This is a genomic window from Aequorivita sp. CRS11 (genome assembly GCF_059693805.1).
Window position 1 is genome coordinate 106983 of record NZ_JCATIG010000002.1, and the last position, 15922, is coordinate 122904.

Here is a 15922-nt window from a genome sequence, read left to right on the forward strand (position 1 = left end):
ATCTTTGTTGCTCACAGAGCAAAATTATTTGATGGATCAAGGAAAAAACACCACAGAATTTTACGACCGATTAAAAAAACAACTTGAAGAAGATACCACGTGGCCTTCACCTTATCTGTTCAAGTTTATAGTACCCGCCAGCTTAGAAAAAATAGCAGAAATAGAAGCTATTTTTGACGGTACCGATGCCGAAATAGCAACACGTGATTCATCAAAAGGAACCTATTCCAGCATTTCAATAAAAGTTACGATGGAATCTCCCGATGATGTAGTGAAAAAATATCTTGAAGTTTCCAACGTTGAAGGTGTAATTTCACTTTAATTTTTAGTATTTTGCGAGAGAAATGATTTTCAATCTTTCCGAATACACAAATATTCTTCCCTTAATTAAAACATTTTGATACAAGAAGTAGCACAAATAGAATATAATACAGAGCGCCCAAAATTGATTATTCCGGAATACGGCCGCCATATACAAAAGATGGTGGACCACGCCATTGCCACCGAGGACAAAGAAGAGCGTAATAAAATTGCCAAAAGCATCATCGCGGTTATGGGAAACCTGAACCCGCACCTTCGCGATGTGCCAGATTTTCAGCCCATGCTTTGGGACCAGCTTTTTATAATCTCCGATTTTAAACTTGATGTGGATTCTCCTTTCCCAATTCCTTCCCGTGAAGAATTAATGGAAAGGCCGGAACCCTTGAACTATCCACAAAACCATCCCAAATACCGTTTTTATGGTAACAACATAAAGCGAATGATTGATGTTGCAAACAGTTGGGAAGAAGGCGATAAAAAAGAGGGACTTATCCTTACCATTGCCAATCACATGAAAAAATGTTTTCTAAACTGGAACAAGGATACTGTGGAGGACGAAGTTATCTTTGAACATCTTTTTGAACTTTCCGGCGGAAAAATAAACCTAAAGAATAGCGATGAAGATTTGAGTAACGCTTCTGATTTGATGAAAAACAAAAAGCGTTTCAATACCAACTCTTCCAACAAGAAAAATTACAAATCAAATAACCGCAACCGCAAGCGTTATTAAAATTTCAACCATTATCTATGGGAACTTTCCAAATAGAGGGCGGGCATAAATTAAAGGGCGAAATAACGCCTCAGGGTGCCAAAAACGAAGCCTTACAAATTCTTTGCGCAGTATTGTTAACTCCTGAAAAGGTAATCATTGAAAATATTCCGGACATTCTGGACGTGAATAAACTGATAAAAATTCTAGAGAACCTTGGGGTGAAAATCCAAAAACTGGCAAAAGGTAAATATGCTTTTATTGCTGATGAAATTAATCTGGAATATCTAGAATCAGAACTTTTTAAGCAGGAGGGAAGCTCCCTTCGTGGCTCTATTATGATTGTAGGTCCGTTGTTGGCTAGATTTGGCAAAGGTTATATTCCGCGACCAGGAGGTGACAAAATTGGCAGAAGAAGGCTCGATACTCACTTTGAAGGTTTTATAAACCTTGGAGCGAAGTTCCGTTACAATAAGGAGGAACGATTTTATGGAGTTGAAGCTCCAAAAGGGTTGAAGGGTACTTATATGCTTTTAGACCAAGCTTCGGTTACTGGAACTGCAAACATTGTAATGGCGGCCGTTTTGGCTAAGGGAACAACCACTATTTACAACGCTGCTTGCGAACCTTATATCCAACAACTTTGCAAAATGCTAAATGCCATGGGCGCAAATATTTCAGGAGTTGGCTCAAATTTATTGGTTATTGAAGGTGTAAAAAATCTAGGTGGCTGTACACATCGTATTCTGCCAGATATGATAGAAATTGGTAGCTGGATTGGCCTTGCGGCAATGACCCAAAGTGAAATCACCATTAAAAATGTGAGTTGGGAAAATTTGGGGTTAATTCCCGAAACCTTTAGAAAACTTGGAATAAAGCTGAATAAAAAAGGAGATGATATTCACATTCCATCCCAAAAGGAATACGAAATACAAGGTTATATTGACGGTTCCATACTAACGGTGGCAGATGCACCCTGGCCTGGCTTTACCCCAGATTTGCTGAGTATTGTGCTAGTAGTTTGTACCCAAGCAAAAGGAAGCGTGCTCATTCACCAAAAAATGTTTGAAAGCCGCCTGTTCTTTGTGGATAAATTGATAGATATGGGTGCCAAAATCATTCTTTGCGATCCGCATAGGGCAACGGTAATTGGCCATAACTTTCAATCAAATCTGAAAGCTACAACTATGGTTTCACCAGATATTCGGGCGGGAATTTCACTTTTGATTGCAGCGCTCTCGGCACACGGCACAAGCACTATCCACAATATTGAACAGATAGATAGGGGTTACGAAAACATAGATGAAAGACTTCGCGCCATTGGTGCAAAAATTACACGTACAGAACCTTAAATATTAAGCTTTCCGGTTTTTGTTGATCTCGTCCTGAAGTTTTCTGCGCAACTTTTGCTCGCGTTCCAAACTGTTTCTGCGGTAATCTTCCAGTTCAATTTCCATCTCTGCCATTTTCAGTTGGGCAGCGTTTGTAATTTTGTGGCTGTTCAAAAACCTGTAGAATAAGAAGCCGCTAATCAATAATAAAATAAGGATAATGCTCCACATAATAGCATTATAAGTGGCTTTTGAAGTGAGAATGCCAAAAATTTCGATCCCATCTTCTTTTTCTTTGGCAGAAGCCAAGTTTTGTTTGGTGTTTTGAAGATTTTGACGAAGCGAATCAATTTCGTTTTTCTGAAGACTTAATTCACTTTCCTGAGTATTTATTTTCTTCTCTAATGAAGAAACGGAATCTAAAATATTTCGCTTTAAAGTAGCAAGCTGGGTCTTCTTGATTACTTTGTATTCTTGATAACTATTGCTTTTATCAAAAGCATTGGTCATCTGTTCGTTAAGGGTGTTTTTTCGAACTTGGATTGAGTCTTGCGCAACTGATTGTAGCGTAAATAGAAATAGGGGGAGGGCTAGTACTAAAATCTTCTTCATGTTTTCAGGTTTGTTTGCAATGCTTTATTTAACAGTGCAAGAGTAGAAAAATTGTGCACAACCACCCAAATTTTCTCTCAAATTACAAAATCTTTAACAAACTGCTTTGGTCTTATTTTGGTACAACTTAAAGCTCCGGAAGGGCATTTTTTAACTTGTGAAATTATTTTCTTGGTACTGGCACCATCTAAATCAATCCACGGAATTACAGAAGTTTTAAAAACTTCGGATAGGCCCTTGGCGCAAGCCTCGGCGTGAATGCAACGACTTGGTTCATATGTTACGATCACTTCACCATTACTGTAAACATTTTTGTAGGTTTCCATACTTTACAATTTGGGGTTTGTAAAATTAAATGTGAAAATATCGATAAAACTACACATTTTATCGATATAATACACAAAATAGGAATAATCGTACAGAAATTAACAGTTTTTAAGAAACTGCAGCTTTATAAACTTTTAAGCATCTTTCACGGGCATCTTTGTGATCTACCATTTTTTCAGGATACTCTTCAGTCCCAAATTCGGACACGTATTTTTTGATGTATTTATAGTCCTTATCAAACTTATCAATCTGTGTTGTGGGGTTGAAAATTCTGAAATATGGCGCTGCATCTACGCCGCAGCCTGCCGCCCATTGCCAGTTGCCCACATTATTGGACATTTCATAATCTAATAGTTTTTCAGCAAAATAAGCTTCACCCCAACGCCAATCTATTAAAAGGTGTTTGCACAAAAAGCTGGCAACGACCATCCGCACGCGGTTGTGCATATAGCCAGTTTCGTTCAATTGCCGCATTCCTGCATCAACCAAGGGGTAGCCGGTTTTTCCATCTTTCCACTTTTTGAATTCGGCATCATTATTTCGCCATTCAATACGATCATATTTCTTTTTAAAAGCATTTTCAACCGTTTCTGGAAAATGCCAAAGGATTTGCATAAAGAATTCCCTCCAAATAAGTTCTTGCCAAAAAACCTCATTTTTTTCGGCAGTGGCCTTTTTCATCATTTTCCGTATGCTTACGGTTCCAAAACGAAGATGTGGCCCAAGATGGGAAGTAGCATCTGCAGCAGGGAAATTTCTTCGTTTTTCATACTCTTGAATGGTCGTGGGTGTTACATCGTAAGCCGGAACTTTTATTTTTGACTTTTTAAAACCGAGATTACTTAACGAAAGATTCGGCATTCGTGAGTTTTGGTATAGATTCTTTAAAAATTCATTTGTATTATAAATCTTTTCATCATACACCTTTTTGAACTTATTTTTCCAGATTTTCATATAGGGTGTAAAAACAATATAGGGATCGCCGTCATCTTTCACTACTTCATCCTTTTCAAAAATCACCTGATCTTTATAGGTGTAAAAACCAATTCCTTTACCATCGAGAAATTTTTTAATGGATTCATCTCGTTGCTTTGCATAGGGTTCGTAATCGTGATTGGTTATTACGTTTTGCACTTCAAATTCCGAAATCACTTTTTTGAAAATAGCTTCCGGTTTTCCGTGGTAAAGCGCAATGCTGCTACCGTGGTTCTGTAATTCATCCCGCATTTTTTGAAGCGTTTCAAAAATAAAAGTAACACGCACATCGTCTTTGGGTAGCTCATTCAATATTTCAGGATCAAAAATAAAAATGGGCAAGACCGGGAATTTTCCGTGCAGGGCCTTGTAAAATCCAACGTTATCATCCAACCGCAGATCTCTTCGAAACCAAAATATATTTACTTTTTCAGCCAAAATTTAGTTGATGTTTAAAGTTGAAAGTCCGCCGTCTACCCCTAAAACCTGTCCGGTAATCCATTGTGAACCATCAGTTAGCAGGAATGACGCCATAGCGGCAATGTCTTCTATAGTGCCCACTTTTTTCAAGGGGTGACGCTCCGCCATTTTATCCTTTTTGGATTCGCTATTTAAAAGTTTTGAAGCCAAAGGCGAATCGGTAAGCGAGGGCGCAATTACATTTATCCTAAAATTTGGGGCATATTCCGCAGCGAGTGCTTTTGCAAAACCTTCAATAGCACCTTTTGCTGCAGCCACACTAGTATGGAACGGCATCCCTACCTTCACGGCAACGGTACTGAAAAACACAAGACTAGCCTGTTCTGCATTTTTTAGGTTGGGTAATAAGCCGTGAACCACGCGAACCAGAGAATGGAAATTTAGTTCCATATCTTCTTTAAATGTCTCGGAACTCATCATTTTGAAAGGTTTTAGGTTTATGCTGCCCGGACAATAAACCAATCCGTGGATTTTGGGGGGTACATCTAAGTCTGAAATGTTATCATTTAACGCATCAAAGGTGTGGTGTGTTATGCCTTCGGGAATATTTTCTTTGGTACGGGAAGCGATGATTACTTGGTGATTTCTCTTCAGTTTTTCGGCAATGGAGGCTCCGATTCCGTAGGAACCGCCTATTAAAAGTATGTTTTTTTGCATAATTCGTTTTTATGAGGTTAGATGGTGCCAAAAAGTTCTACCAACTTATTTTTTCGGTATTCAAAAATTTTGTCGAGTTTCGGCTTTACCAAAAAAGGATGTGCCCATTGGCCCAAAAAACCAAAAGGTAATTTGTAGTGAAGCAAATCTTCCATTTCTACCCCGCCGTCAATTTCTTTTATAAAATGTTTATGGTGCCAAAAGGCGTAAGGCCCGAAGCGTTGCTCGTCCACAAAATATTTTTTATCCACAACGTGTGTGATTTCCGTAACCCATTTGGTTTTGATGCCTAAAATAGGTGTGACAATATATTCCACAATTTGTCCCGCAAACATAGACCTGTCAGCACCCGATTGAATGTGGAACCCCATAAAATCTGGAGTAATAACTTTTAGGTTTTTAGGGTCTGATAAAAACTGCCATGCCTCCTCTATAGATATGGGCAGGTTCTGTTTTGCGTGTAGTGTGTAAATTTTCATTCACTACCTATTTTCCTTGCCTGAACGAAAGATTGCGGTTCATGCGCAAAAGCCTATAGGTTTTGGTTTCCACGGAACTGTTTTGCAAGCGAATTTTAAGTATTCTTTTTAAAAACTTCAACATAGCTTAAATTTTTTCTTAAAAATAGTTTGTTTTATTATATCAAAAAAAGTTTAAACAAAATATTAACAATTCTGCTGTGTTTAAACTATAATCGAAGATTACGTGTTTTCTTTTCATTGCAAAAATCTAAGATTTTAGGTTTTCCTTAACTATTAAAAAATTTCCAAACAGTAACTTCGTGAAAATTATAATCACCTTAAAACCATTACGATGAAAAAAATTATTTTACTTTTTTCTGCCCTTATGTTAACCTTTGGCATACAGGCACAAATAGAAACACCACAACCAAGTCCGTTTCAAAAAATTGAACAAAAAGTAGGCCTGACAGATGTTACTTTGGAATACTCTCGACCTTCCATGAAAGGAAGAACCATTTTTGGTGGTTTGGTACCTTATGACGCTATGTGGCGTACTGGTGCAAATGCAAATACCAAAATTACTTTTAATAGTGATGTAGAAATAGGCGGTAAAACATTAAAAGCTGGTTCATATGCTATTTATACCAAGCCAGGAGCATCAAACTGGGAAGTATACTTTTATGATGACACCAACAATTGGGGCATGCCAGAGAAGTGGGATGATAGCAAGGTTGCAGCACAGGTATCTGCACAGGCATATCCAATGCCTATGAATATAGAAACTTTTACAATGAGTTTTGACGAGTTGAAAAATGATTCTGCTATGCTGGGAATGCTTTGGGAAAAAACTTATGTGGGTGTACCAATTAAGTTTAATACTGATAAAACTGTAACTGCAAGCATTCAGAGAGTTATGAACGGCCCTTCTGCAAATGATTATTACTCTGCTGCGGTTTATTATTTGGAAGCCGGTAAAGACATCAATCAAGCTAAAACCTGGATTGATAAGTCTATTGAAATGAACAAGGATCCAAAATTCTGGCAATTACGCCAAAAATCATTGATCTACGCAAAAGCAGGTGATAAAAAAGGCGCTATTGAAGCTGCTAAAAAATCATTGGAAATGGCGAAAGCCGCTGGTAATAGTGATTATGTGGCCTTGAATGAAAAATCTTTAAAAGAATGGGGAGCTATGTAATTCAAAATGCCTTATTAAATAAAAAAAGCCCCGAATTTATCGGGGCTTTTTTTATTTCGGGCCTTTCGGGCCTTTTTCACCTTTATCACCCTTGCTATTTCTATACCTATCTAACAGTTCCCGCTTAAAATCGTCTTCCGCTTTTTTTAGTGAAATGATTTTCTTTGGGGAAATCACTTTTCGCAATTCTGCTGTCATTTGCTTGCGCAATTCAAGCTCACTGGATTCGATGGAAAGATTTTTGTCTATCAATTCATTGGCTTCTGCATCTGTAAGATTTTCCAGTCCGTCACGTAGCTTTTTAAAAATTTCAGTTCGCTCTTTTTTTCTAAGCTCGTGAAATTTTTCGTCAAACTTATTATAAATGGGCCAGAATTTTTCTGCTTCAGAGGAAGTGAGCGAAAGTTTTTCTGTAATGTAAGCTGTTTTCCAAGCCTTTATTTTTTCATGTTTTCCGTCTTGTGCCTGCACGATTGTGGTCAATAGGAAAAGGAGAATAACTAATTTATTCATTGCTCATTAATTAAGGTTTCTGTGTCTATATTTTCCAAAAGATATTCTTTTAGTGAATTATCGGTAGCATACTTGGTGTCCAAATTTATATTGACAATGTCTTCATTTTCTATATATGAAGTCACGTCGTAAAGATCTAAGTTTAAATTGCCTTCTTCAATATATGTGTCAATAGCAGCCAATTGAAGTGAGTCAAGACTGATAGTATTGCTTTTGGTATTAAAAACTGTAAAGCCAATAACAAGAGAAGCGGCAATTGCGGAAGCATATCCAAAATATTTCCGAGAAAAGAGCGATATTACTTTTCCTGTTCTTTCTGAAGCTGCAACTTCTTTTAAAATTTTTGAATCCAGATTTTCAAAATACTGCTTAGGTATCTTAAATCCTGCAGTTTTGGGGAAGCTTTCTTCAGCTATTTTGCTAAAAAGGCGCACCTCAAAATCCTCAAAATAATTTTCGGGAGTTTTAAAGTTTGGTATGTTTTTATATTTTTCCATTACTTAACTCTGACTTTAAAAATTTCAAAGAGTTTCATCTTGATTTTTAATAAATTCCGTGATCTTCTTTACGGCAATGTGATAGCTGCTTTTTAATCCGCCTACTGAGGTTTCCAGTATTTCCGAAAGTTCCTCAAAGGTGTGGTCTTCAAAATATTTCATTGTAAAAATCAATCGCTGTCTATCGGGCAATGTTGCAATGGCCTTTTGAAACTGAAGTTGCAGCTCGTCGCCTTCAAAATATACGTCTGTTTCCAACTTGCGAACCGCATTGTTTTTTACATTGTCTATTGAAACATTGTTGCGTTTTGCCTTTTTATTTAAAAATGTGATAGATTCATTAGCGGCAATGCGGTACATCCACGTATGAAGCTTACTTTCTCCCTTAAATGAATTAATATTTCTGAAAATCTTGATAAATGTATTTTGTAGCACATCATCGGCATCATCGTGGTCTAAAACCATATTCCGTATTTGCCAGTAAAGCCGTTCCTTGTATTGCGTTACTAGCTCCCGAAAAGCAGATTCTTTCTCCGCTTCGGTCTGCAATGCCGTTACCAGTTCTCGTTCTTCAACCATTATTTGAGTGCGCAACTTATTTATAGGACTAAGTTACAGAACAATGGTTTAATTTAGGCTATTGAATTAAGCAAGAGATTGCATTTCCACCAAGCTGTAGTACACGCCTTTTTTCTCCAAAAGCTCTTGGTGCTTGCCCTGTTCCACAATTTTTCCTTTGGAAAGAACCACAATATTATCTGCATTTTGAATAGTGGAAAGACGGTGGGCAATAACGATGGAAGTTCGGTTTTTCATCATTTTTTCCAAAGCATCCTGTACCAAACGTTCGCTTTCGGTATCTAAAGCCGAAGTTGCCTCGTCTAAAATCATTATCGGCGGGTTTTTAAGAACGGCACGAGCAATGCTCAACCGTTGTTTTTGGCCGCCGCTTATTTTACCGCCTCCATCGCCAATATTGGTGTCAAAACCATCGGGGAGATTTTTTATAAATTCGTAGGAATTGCTAATTTCCGAAGCTTCCATTAATTCAGCTTCGGTAGCATTAGGTTTTCCAAGTTTTATATTGTTTCCCACCGAATCATTAAAAAGAATAGAGTCCTGCGAAACGATACTCATTAAACCACGCAAAGACCTTTTCGAAATGTTTTTTATATCTACGCCATCAATTTCAATGCTTCCTTGGTTCACATCATAAAAACGGGTGAGTAAATTTGCAATTGTACTTTTTCCGCTCCCAGATTGGCCCACGAGCGCAACGGTTTTTCCCTTCGGAATTTCAAGTGAAAAATCCTTTAAAACGTATTGGTCTTCATATTTAAATGAAATATTCTTAATAGAAATCACCCCGTCAAAACCTTCCTTTTGCACAGGATTTTCAATATCGGTAATGGTATTTTCAGCTTCCAATAATTCCAAGATTCGGTGTGCGGAACCATCGGCACGCTTAAGCGAATAACTGGCTTTGGCGATAGCTTTGGCAGGCGTAAGAATATTGTAGGCCAGCATAATATAACCAATAAAGAAACTGGCCTCCAGTGTGCGGTCCACAAAAACCAAATAACCGCCATACACCAACAGCACTCCAATGGTAATGATGCCCAAGAGCTCACTCAGCGGCGATGCAAGATTTTGACGGTTAAGTACTGCATTTGAATGTTTATAAAAGCGTTCGTTACTGTCCTCAAATTTTTTCTGAAAAAGATTTTCGGCGTGAAAGGCTTTAATTATGCGCAGGCCACCCATAGTTTCTTCCAAAATAGAAAGAAAAACGCCCTGTTCCTGTTGTACTTTTAGCGAACCTCTTTTTAACGATTTCCCTACTTTTGAAATTAAAAAACCAGAAATAGGAAGAAAGAGAAACACAAAAAGTGTAAGTTTTGCACTGATGAAAAGCATGGTAACCAAAGAAAAAATGATGGTCAACGGTTCGCGGACAATCATTTCCAAAACGGAAAGCACCGAGTTTTTTACTTCATCCACATCGCCGCTAAGCCTGGAAATGGTATCGCCTTTCCGCTTTTCGGAATAGAATGCCAATGGAAACTGTATCACCTTTCCGTAAAGGTCGTTTCGAAGATCTTTTAATACGCCATTACGAAGAAATGTGGAGTAGAACATCGCCAAATAATTGCTTAAATTTTTCAACAAAAACAAAGCGATTATAATGCCAACCATATACATTAAAATCTTAAACTCCCCGTATTTGTTGATGTTTTCAATGATGAAGTAATTGAGGTATTCCTGCGAAAAATCCTTAATACCTGAAAAACCTTCATAAACCGGGCGTGGCCCGAGCGTACGCTGATCGCTGAAAATAATCTCTAAAACAGGTATTAGCGCAACAAATGAAAGCGTGCTGAATAAAGCGTACAGCACATTAAAGAATATATTTAAAAAAGCAAACTTTTTATAGGGGTAGGCGTAGCGCAGTATTTTTTTGAAATAATTCATTAACTCACGTTTAGTTGTGCGGCAATAGCGTCAATTTTTTTCTGAAGTATTTCTTCAAAATTATTCTTTTCGGAAGTATTCACGCTAATGTAAAACTTTATTTTGGGTTCGGTGCCGCTGGGTCGTGCTGCAATTTTGCTGCCATCTTCGGTGTAATATATTAATACATTGCTTTTTGGCAGGGTTAGTGACAAAGTTTCCTGTTTTGTGAAATCTGTGGTTTCACTTCTTAAAATATCGTCCATCCGAACCACTTTACTGTCAGCAATTTCTGTAAAAGGATTTTCGCGAAGCGTTTTCATCATTGCTGAAATTTTCTCGGCGCCCTGTTTTCCTTTTTTTGTGATTGAAATTAAATGCTCACGATAGTTGCCGTACGTATTATAAATTTCATTCAAATATTGAAACATACTGCTGCCAGCGTATTTTTTCTGTGCGGCAATCTCGCAGGCCAGTAGGGTAGAGGTAACCGCGTCTTTATCGCGCACAAAATCGCCCACCAAATACCCGAAACTTTCTTCGCCGCCACCAATAAATTCGAGCTCGGGAAAGTCATTTATCATTTTGGCAATCCACTTAAAACCCGTGAGCCCTTCCAAATATTTTACGTTGAAATGCTCCGCCACTTTTTCGACCATTGGCGTTGAAACGATTGTAGAAGCCACAAATTGATTGCCGTTCAGTTTGCCAGCTTTTTTCCAATGATCCAAAAGAAAGTGCGTCATTAAAACCATTGTTTGGTTTCCGTTCAGCAAAACCATTTCATTATTATTGTTTCTAACAGCAACTCCCAAACGGTCGCAATCTGGATCGGTGCCAATTACAATGTCTGCATTTTCTTTTTCGGCAAGCTCCAAAGCCATTTTTAAAGCGGCTGGTTCTTCTGGATTGGGCGATTTTACCGTTGGGAAATCTCCGTTGGGCTCTGCTTGTTCTTCAACTATGGAAACATTTTTATAGCCAGCTTGTTCCAAAACCTTTGGAATCATTGTAATTGACGTACCGTGAAGGGAAGTAAAAACAATTTTTAAATTGTCTTTTGCTTCTTTTGAAGTATTAAAAGTTCCGTTTTCAATTGAAGCCATTGCGAAAGCTTTATCTACTTCGGTATCTATATATTGAATTAAATTCTCGTTTGCTTCAAATTTTATGTCTTCGTATTTAAGCGAATTTATTTCGGCAATAATTTCACCATCCTGCGGCGGCACCAACTGTCCGCCATCTTCCCAATATACTTTATAGCCGTTGTATTCGGGTGGATTGTGCGATGCCGTTAAAACAATTCCGGCTTGGCAATCCAAATGTTTTACGGCAAAGGAAAGTTCTGGGGTGGGGCGCAATTCTGAAAAAAGACATACTTTTATTCCGTTTGCTGAAAATACATCGGCCACTACTTTTGCAAATTCCTGGCTGTTGTGGCGACAATCATAAGCGATTGCGACTTTAATTTCTTTATTGGGAAATTGCTTCTTTAAATAATTTGAGAGCCCCTGGGTATTTTTTCCCAAGGTGTATTTATTTATTCGGTTGTCGCCAAGGCCCATAATGCCTCGCATTCCACCGGTACCGAATTCTAGGTTTTTATAAAAACTATCTTCCAATCCCTCGGGATCGTAAGCAATCATTTCTTTAATGTCGTGCTGGGTTTTTTTGTCGAAAAAGGGGGTGAGCCATTGGTTTACCCGGGCTAGAATTTTCGGATCTACGTAAATCATTCGCTTAATTTAAAGTGCAAAAATAACGAATCTGAATGGTTAATCTTGGAAGTTTCGCTGTTCTTTAATGATGTAGTTTCGGGAATCCTTTTTACTTCGAAGGATCAATTCGCCCAAAAATCCGGCAAGAAAAAGCTGGGTACCCAAAATCATTGCAGTCAGCGCAATATAAAATTGTGGTCGCTCGGTGATAAGTCTTCCGAAGGGATTTAAGAACAGTTTGTCAATTCCCAAATACAGCGCCAAAAGGAAACCTATAATGAGCATTAATGCGCCCCAAGCCCCAAAGAGATGCATAGGTCGCTTGCCAAATCTTGACAAAAACCAGATAGTAATTAAATCTAAAAAACCACGAATAAAGCGTTCTGCGCCAAATTTTGTGGTTCCATATTTTCTGGCTTGGTGCAGAACGGGCTTTTCGGTAATATTCCCAAAACCAGCGTTTTTCGCCAAAACGGGGATGTAACGGTGCATTTCGCCGGTTACCTCTATGGTTTTTACGACGTCCTTTTTATAGGCTTTTAATCCACAATTAAAGTCATGCAATTTTACACCCGAAGTTCTCCGGGCTGCATAATTGAACAATTTGGAAGGCATGTTTTTGCTGAGCACTGAATCGTAACGTTTCTTTTTCCAACCGGAAACTAGATCGAAACCATCCTCGGTAATCATTTTGTACAGTTCTGGTATTTCTTCAGGATTGTCCTGCAAATCGGCATCCATCGTAATAATTACATCGCCTTTGGCCATTGCAAAACCTGCATGCAATGCTTGTGATTTTCCATAATTCTTCTGAAAACGGATTCCTTTTACTACTGGATTTTCTTCAGAGATTTTTTCAATAATCTTCCAGGAATCGTCCGTACTTCCGTCGTCAATAAAGATGAGCTCGTATAAAAAACCATTGGATTGCATAACATCTGCAATCCAACGGTACAATTCATTTAGCGATTCTTCTTCGTTGAGAAGAGGTATGACGATGGAGATATTCATTCAGCTAATTAAAGATGTTGAGGTGGGTTTTTCTTCATTACCAATCCAGCGAAAAGCGAAATAATAAATCCAAAAAACAAAGTTGCAATTATTGCGAAAGCAGACATTATCATTGGTGACATAAATTTCGCAGACATGTTCATTGCCATATCGATTTGTTCCTGTGTCATCTCTGGGTTTTTCACCAACATTTGTTCTCGTGAGAAATCCAAGGTTTTTTGAACAAAATCTGGGTCAATATAATTCATAAAAATATAGTTAAAAACTACTGCAATAATTCCAGCTACAAGGCTAATTGCCAAACCGGTTTTTAGTGCTTGCCCCAGTGTAAGGTAATTTTCGTTTGAAATTTTAAATGCTTTTATACCATAAACAATAACGCCTACGGAAATAATTAACTGAAGAACAGTTAGCCACCATGGCCGATCAATATGAACGTCAAGTACGTAAGAAATAACTTGTAAAACAATTGAAAGTAATGCCAATAGAACCCCATAATTGAGTGCTATTTTTTTTAATGAAGTAGTTTGAGTTTCCATTTTTTATTGGTTTTTTGGCCTACCAAAAAAGTGGCAGACAGGTTCGGTTTGTTAGTAAACAAATATAGTAAAACGTTACATTTGCGGGCGATTTTGCGGTGAATAAAAAAAGTGTATTATTTTGTTGCTAATTTCCAATTAATACTTAAATTTGCAAACTCAATTCCGAAAGGTCGGAAGAGCGCATTTTTAAATTATAATATTAGAGAGATGAAAAAAGGTATCCACCCAGAAAATTATAGATTAGTTGCTTTTAAGGATATGAGCAATGAAGATGTATTCCTTACAAAATCAACTGCAGATACTAAAGAAACTATCGAAGTGGATGGTGTTGAATATCCTTTGGTAAAGATGGAGATTTCACGTTCTTCACACCCTTTTTATACTGGTAAAGCAAAACTTATTGATACTGCGGGACGTATTGACAAATTTAAAAACAAATACGACAAGTTTAAAAAACCTGTAGCAAAAGAAGCTAAAACAGAAGAGTAGTCTTCACTTTTTAGTAAAAAAATATAAGCCTTCGAGAAATCGGGGGCTTTTTGATTTTAGATTGCTGATTAACGATTGGTGATTGCTGAATTTTGAGTAATATTGGATTATGAAATCGAAAATGTCACCCTGAGCGCAGTCGAAGGGTTAAACTGAAACTTGAAACCAAATGAACTATATCCTCTTTGACGGCAACGTCCGCAACCAGCTTTTGCCTTTCACCTTTACCCGTCCGGTGGCGGATATTCGCGTAGGTATTTTAACCATTCGTGAAAAATGGGAACATCTTTTGGGTTTTACCACCACGACGGTAACAGAAGATTATCTTTCGGAAAAGTATCCGTTCGTGGAGCTCGAGAAGAATATTTTCATAAATGCGTCTTTTCTGCCTTCGGAAAATTTGGTGAACATCATTAAAGGTTTGGAGGAAAATAAGGCTGTATTCTTTGATGATGAACCGATTGCTTTTTTCACAACAGAAGGGCAGGAAGTAGATTTTGAAACCTTTGATATAATTCAATATGCCCACGATGATGTTTTAAGAATTGAGAACACCTGGGATATTTTTTCAAAAAATGGCGAAGCGATAAAACGCGATTTTTCAATGCTTACCAAAGGTCGTAAATCGCAATCCATTCCCGAAGCCGTTTGGGCGAGCAATCCCGAAAACATTTTTATTGAAGAAGGTGCAAAATTGCCACTTTGTTCCTTAAACGCTTCCGAAGGACCAATATATATTGGCAAGGATGCTGAAATTATGGAAGCGTGTTCCGTTCGCGGTCCGTTTGCGCTTTGCGAACATTCAACATTAAAAATGGGAGCCAAAATTTACAGCAATACCACTATTGGTCCGCATAGCAAAGTTGGAGGAGAAGTGAATAATTGCGTAATTTTTGGGTATTCAAATAAAGGGCACGACGGTTTTTTAGGGAATTCCGTTTTGGGCGAATGGTGCAATTTGGGCGCAGATACCAACAATAGTAACTTAAAAAACAACTATGCCGAAGTGCGCCTTTGGAATTACGAAACTGAAGGTTTTGCACGCACCGGTCTGCAATTCTGCGGATTGATGATGGGCGATCACAGTAAATGTGGCATCAACACTATGTTTAATACAGGAACGGTTGTGGGCGTGAGCACCAATATATTCGGAAGCGGTTTTCCCCGAAACTTTGTCCCAAGCTTTAGTTGGGGCGGAAGTGGCGGTTTTACAACCTATAAAACCGACAAGGCCATTGAAGTGGCAAAAGTGGTTATGAACCGAAGAAATATCGAGTTTTCAGAGATGGACGCCAAGATTTTGGAACATGTTTTTGAGGAAACTTCAAAGTGGCGAAAAGCTTAATAAAAAAATAAAAGGTAGATTAGGACTCCAACAATTACTATCATAACGCTTCCAAAAACTAGGGTTAGCCGTTTTTGTCGCTCTATTTCATTTTGACGCAGTTTTTGTTTGAATGCTTCAAACTGCTCGGGCGACATTTTTTTATGGTCTATGATTTTTCCGTAGCTACTATTGGAAGGGGTAATGTCCTTTTCGAAATATTTATCACGTTTTACAAGTTGCTTTGCATTGTTGCGAAGCGTTTGTGCCATTGCCAGAGCAGAACCTCCAAATCCCATAGTTTAC

At 38.0% G+C, this 15922-nt stretch carries 19 protein-coding genes; 6 read left to right on the forward strand and 13 right to left on the reverse strand.

Annotated features, from left to right (window positions below):
* Positions 1-31 precede the first annotated feature (31 nt).
* The 3 genes from AC58DT_RS03590 to murA all read left to right on the forward strand — a co-directional run bounded on the left by AC58DT_RS03590 (position 32) and on the right by murA (position 2382).
* On the forward strand, positions 32-322 hold the full coding sequence (locus AC58DT_RS03590) for a DUF493 family protein (protein WP_062621497.1): 291 nt from the start codon (positions 32-34) through the stop codon (positions 320-322).
* A gap of 75 nt (positions 323-397) precedes the next feature.
* Positions 398-1051 (forward strand): DUF4290 domain-containing protein, encoded by a 654-nt coding sequence (locus tag AC58DT_RS03595; protein WP_497215443.1) that lies wholly within the window; start codon positions 398-400, stop codon positions 1049-1051.
* 17 nt (positions 1052-1068) lie between these two features.
* A complete protein-coding gene (gene murA / locus AC58DT_RS03600; protein WP_497215444.1) occupies positions 1069-2382 on the forward strand; it encodes a UDP-N-acetylglucosamine 1-carboxyvinyltransferase in 1314 nt (437 codons plus the stop codon).
* 3 nt (positions 2383-2385) lie between these two features.
* On the opposite strand, the gene AC58DT_RS03605 is transcribed toward murA, so the two are convergent.
* The 5 genes from AC58DT_RS03605 to AC58DT_RS03625 all read right to left on the reverse strand — a co-directional run bounded on the left by AC58DT_RS03605 (position 2386) and on the right by AC58DT_RS03625 (position 5891).
* Positions 2386-2973, reverse strand: a complete 588-nt coding sequence (locus tag AC58DT_RS03605) for a hypothetical protein (RefSeq protein ID WP_497215445.1) — start codon at positions 2971-2973, stop codon at positions 2386-2388.
* Between the two features lie 77 nt (positions 2974-3050).
* A complete protein-coding gene (locus AC58DT_RS03610) occupies positions 3051-3299 on the reverse strand; it encodes a (4Fe-4S)-binding protein (RefSeq protein WP_497215446.1) in 249 nt (82 codons plus the stop codon).
* A 109-nt stretch (positions 3300-3408) separates the two neighbouring features.
* Positions 3409-4713 carry a cryptochrome/photolyase family protein gene (locus AC58DT_RS03615; RefSeq protein WP_497215447.1) on the reverse strand — a complete coding sequence of 435 codons (1305 nt, stop codon included), beginning with the start codon at positions 4711-4713 and terminating at the stop codon, positions 3409-3411.
* 3 nt (positions 4714-4716) lie between these two features.
* Positions 4717-5412 (reverse strand): SDR family NAD(P)-dependent oxidoreductase, encoded by a 696-nt coding sequence (locus tag AC58DT_RS03620; RefSeq protein ID WP_497215448.1) that lies wholly within the window; start codon positions 5410-5412, stop codon positions 4717-4719.
* A 17-nt stretch (positions 5413-5429) separates the two neighbouring features.
* On the reverse strand, positions 5430-5891 hold the full coding sequence (locus AC58DT_RS03625; protein ID WP_497215449.1) for an SRPBCC family protein: 462 nt from the start codon (positions 5889-5891) through the stop codon (positions 5430-5432).
* 334 nt (positions 5892-6225) lie between these two features.
* Between AC58DT_RS03625 and AC58DT_RS03630 the strand changes: the two genes are divergently transcribed.
* On the forward strand, positions 6226-7071 hold the full coding sequence (locus AC58DT_RS03630) for a DUF2911 domain-containing protein (protein ID WP_497215450.1): 846 nt from the start codon (positions 6226-6228) through the stop codon (positions 7069-7071).
* 51 nt (positions 7072-7122) lie between these two features.
* On the opposite strand, the gene AC58DT_RS03635 is transcribed toward AC58DT_RS03630, so the two are convergent.
* From AC58DT_RS03635 to AC58DT_RS03665, 7 genes are all read right to left on the reverse strand, one after another.
* A complete protein-coding gene (locus tag AC58DT_RS03635) occupies positions 7123-7584 on the reverse strand; it encodes a sensor of ECF-type sigma factor (RefSeq protein WP_497215451.1) in 462 nt (153 codons plus the stop codon).
* The gene (locus AC58DT_RS03640; RefSeq protein ID WP_497215452.1) at positions 7581-8081 is read right to left on the reverse strand and encodes a hypothetical protein; all 501 of its coding nucleotides are present in this window, start codon (positions 8079-8081) and stop codon (positions 7581-7583) included. The genes AC58DT_RS03635 and AC58DT_RS03640 overlap by 4 nt, the downstream gene beginning before the upstream one ends.
* A gap of 24 nt (positions 8082-8105) precedes the next feature.
* A complete protein-coding gene (locus tag AC58DT_RS03645) occupies positions 8106-8660 on the reverse strand; it encodes an RNA polymerase sigma factor (RefSeq protein WP_497215453.1) in 555 nt (184 codons plus the stop codon).
* A 66-nt stretch (positions 8661-8726) separates the two neighbouring features.
* Positions 8727-10553, reverse strand: coding sequence for an ABC transporter ATP-binding protein (locus AC58DT_RS03650; protein ID WP_497215454.1), 1827 nt, complete (start codon positions 10551-10553; stop codon positions 8727-8729).
* Positions 10553-12268, reverse strand: a complete 1716-nt coding sequence (locus tag AC58DT_RS03655; protein ID WP_497215455.1) for a phospho-sugar mutase — start codon at positions 12266-12268, stop codon at positions 10553-10555. Before AC58DT_RS03655 ends, AC58DT_RS03650 begins: the two co-directional genes overlap by 1 nt.
* A 39-nt stretch (positions 12269-12307) precedes the next feature.
* A complete protein-coding gene (locus AC58DT_RS03660; protein ID WP_497215456.1) occupies positions 12308-13261 on the reverse strand; it encodes a glycosyltransferase family 2 protein in 954 nt (317 codons plus the stop codon).
* Between the two features lie 8 nt (positions 13262-13269).
* Positions 13270-13800 (reverse strand): DUF4199 domain-containing protein, encoded by a 531-nt coding sequence (locus AC58DT_RS03665; protein ID WP_279448436.1) that lies wholly within the window; start codon positions 13798-13800, stop codon positions 13270-13272.
* A gap of 210 nt (positions 13801-14010) precedes the next feature.
* On the opposite strand from AC58DT_RS03665, the gene AC58DT_RS03670 reads away from it, so the two are divergent.
* Both AC58DT_RS03670 and AC58DT_RS03675 read left to right on the forward strand, forming a co-directional pair.
* Positions 14011-14292: a type B 50S ribosomal protein L31 gene (locus AC58DT_RS03670; protein ID WP_497215457.1), complete on the forward strand. Its 282-nt coding sequence runs from the start codon at positions 14011-14013 to the stop codon at positions 14290-14292.
* 169 nt (positions 14293-14461) lie between these two features.
* Positions 14462-15637, forward strand: a complete 1176-nt coding sequence (locus AC58DT_RS03675; RefSeq protein ID WP_497215458.1) for a GlmU family protein — start codon at positions 14462-14464, stop codon at positions 15635-15637.
* Here AC58DT_RS03675 and AC58DT_RS03680 read toward each other — a convergent pair.
* Positions 15634-15915, reverse strand: a complete 282-nt coding sequence (locus AC58DT_RS03680) for a hypothetical protein (RefSeq protein WP_497215459.1) — start codon at positions 15913-15915, stop codon at positions 15634-15636. The two genes, AC58DT_RS03675 and AC58DT_RS03680, sit on opposite strands and share 4 nt — an antisense overlap.
* Positions 15916-15922 lie beyond the last annotated feature (7 nt).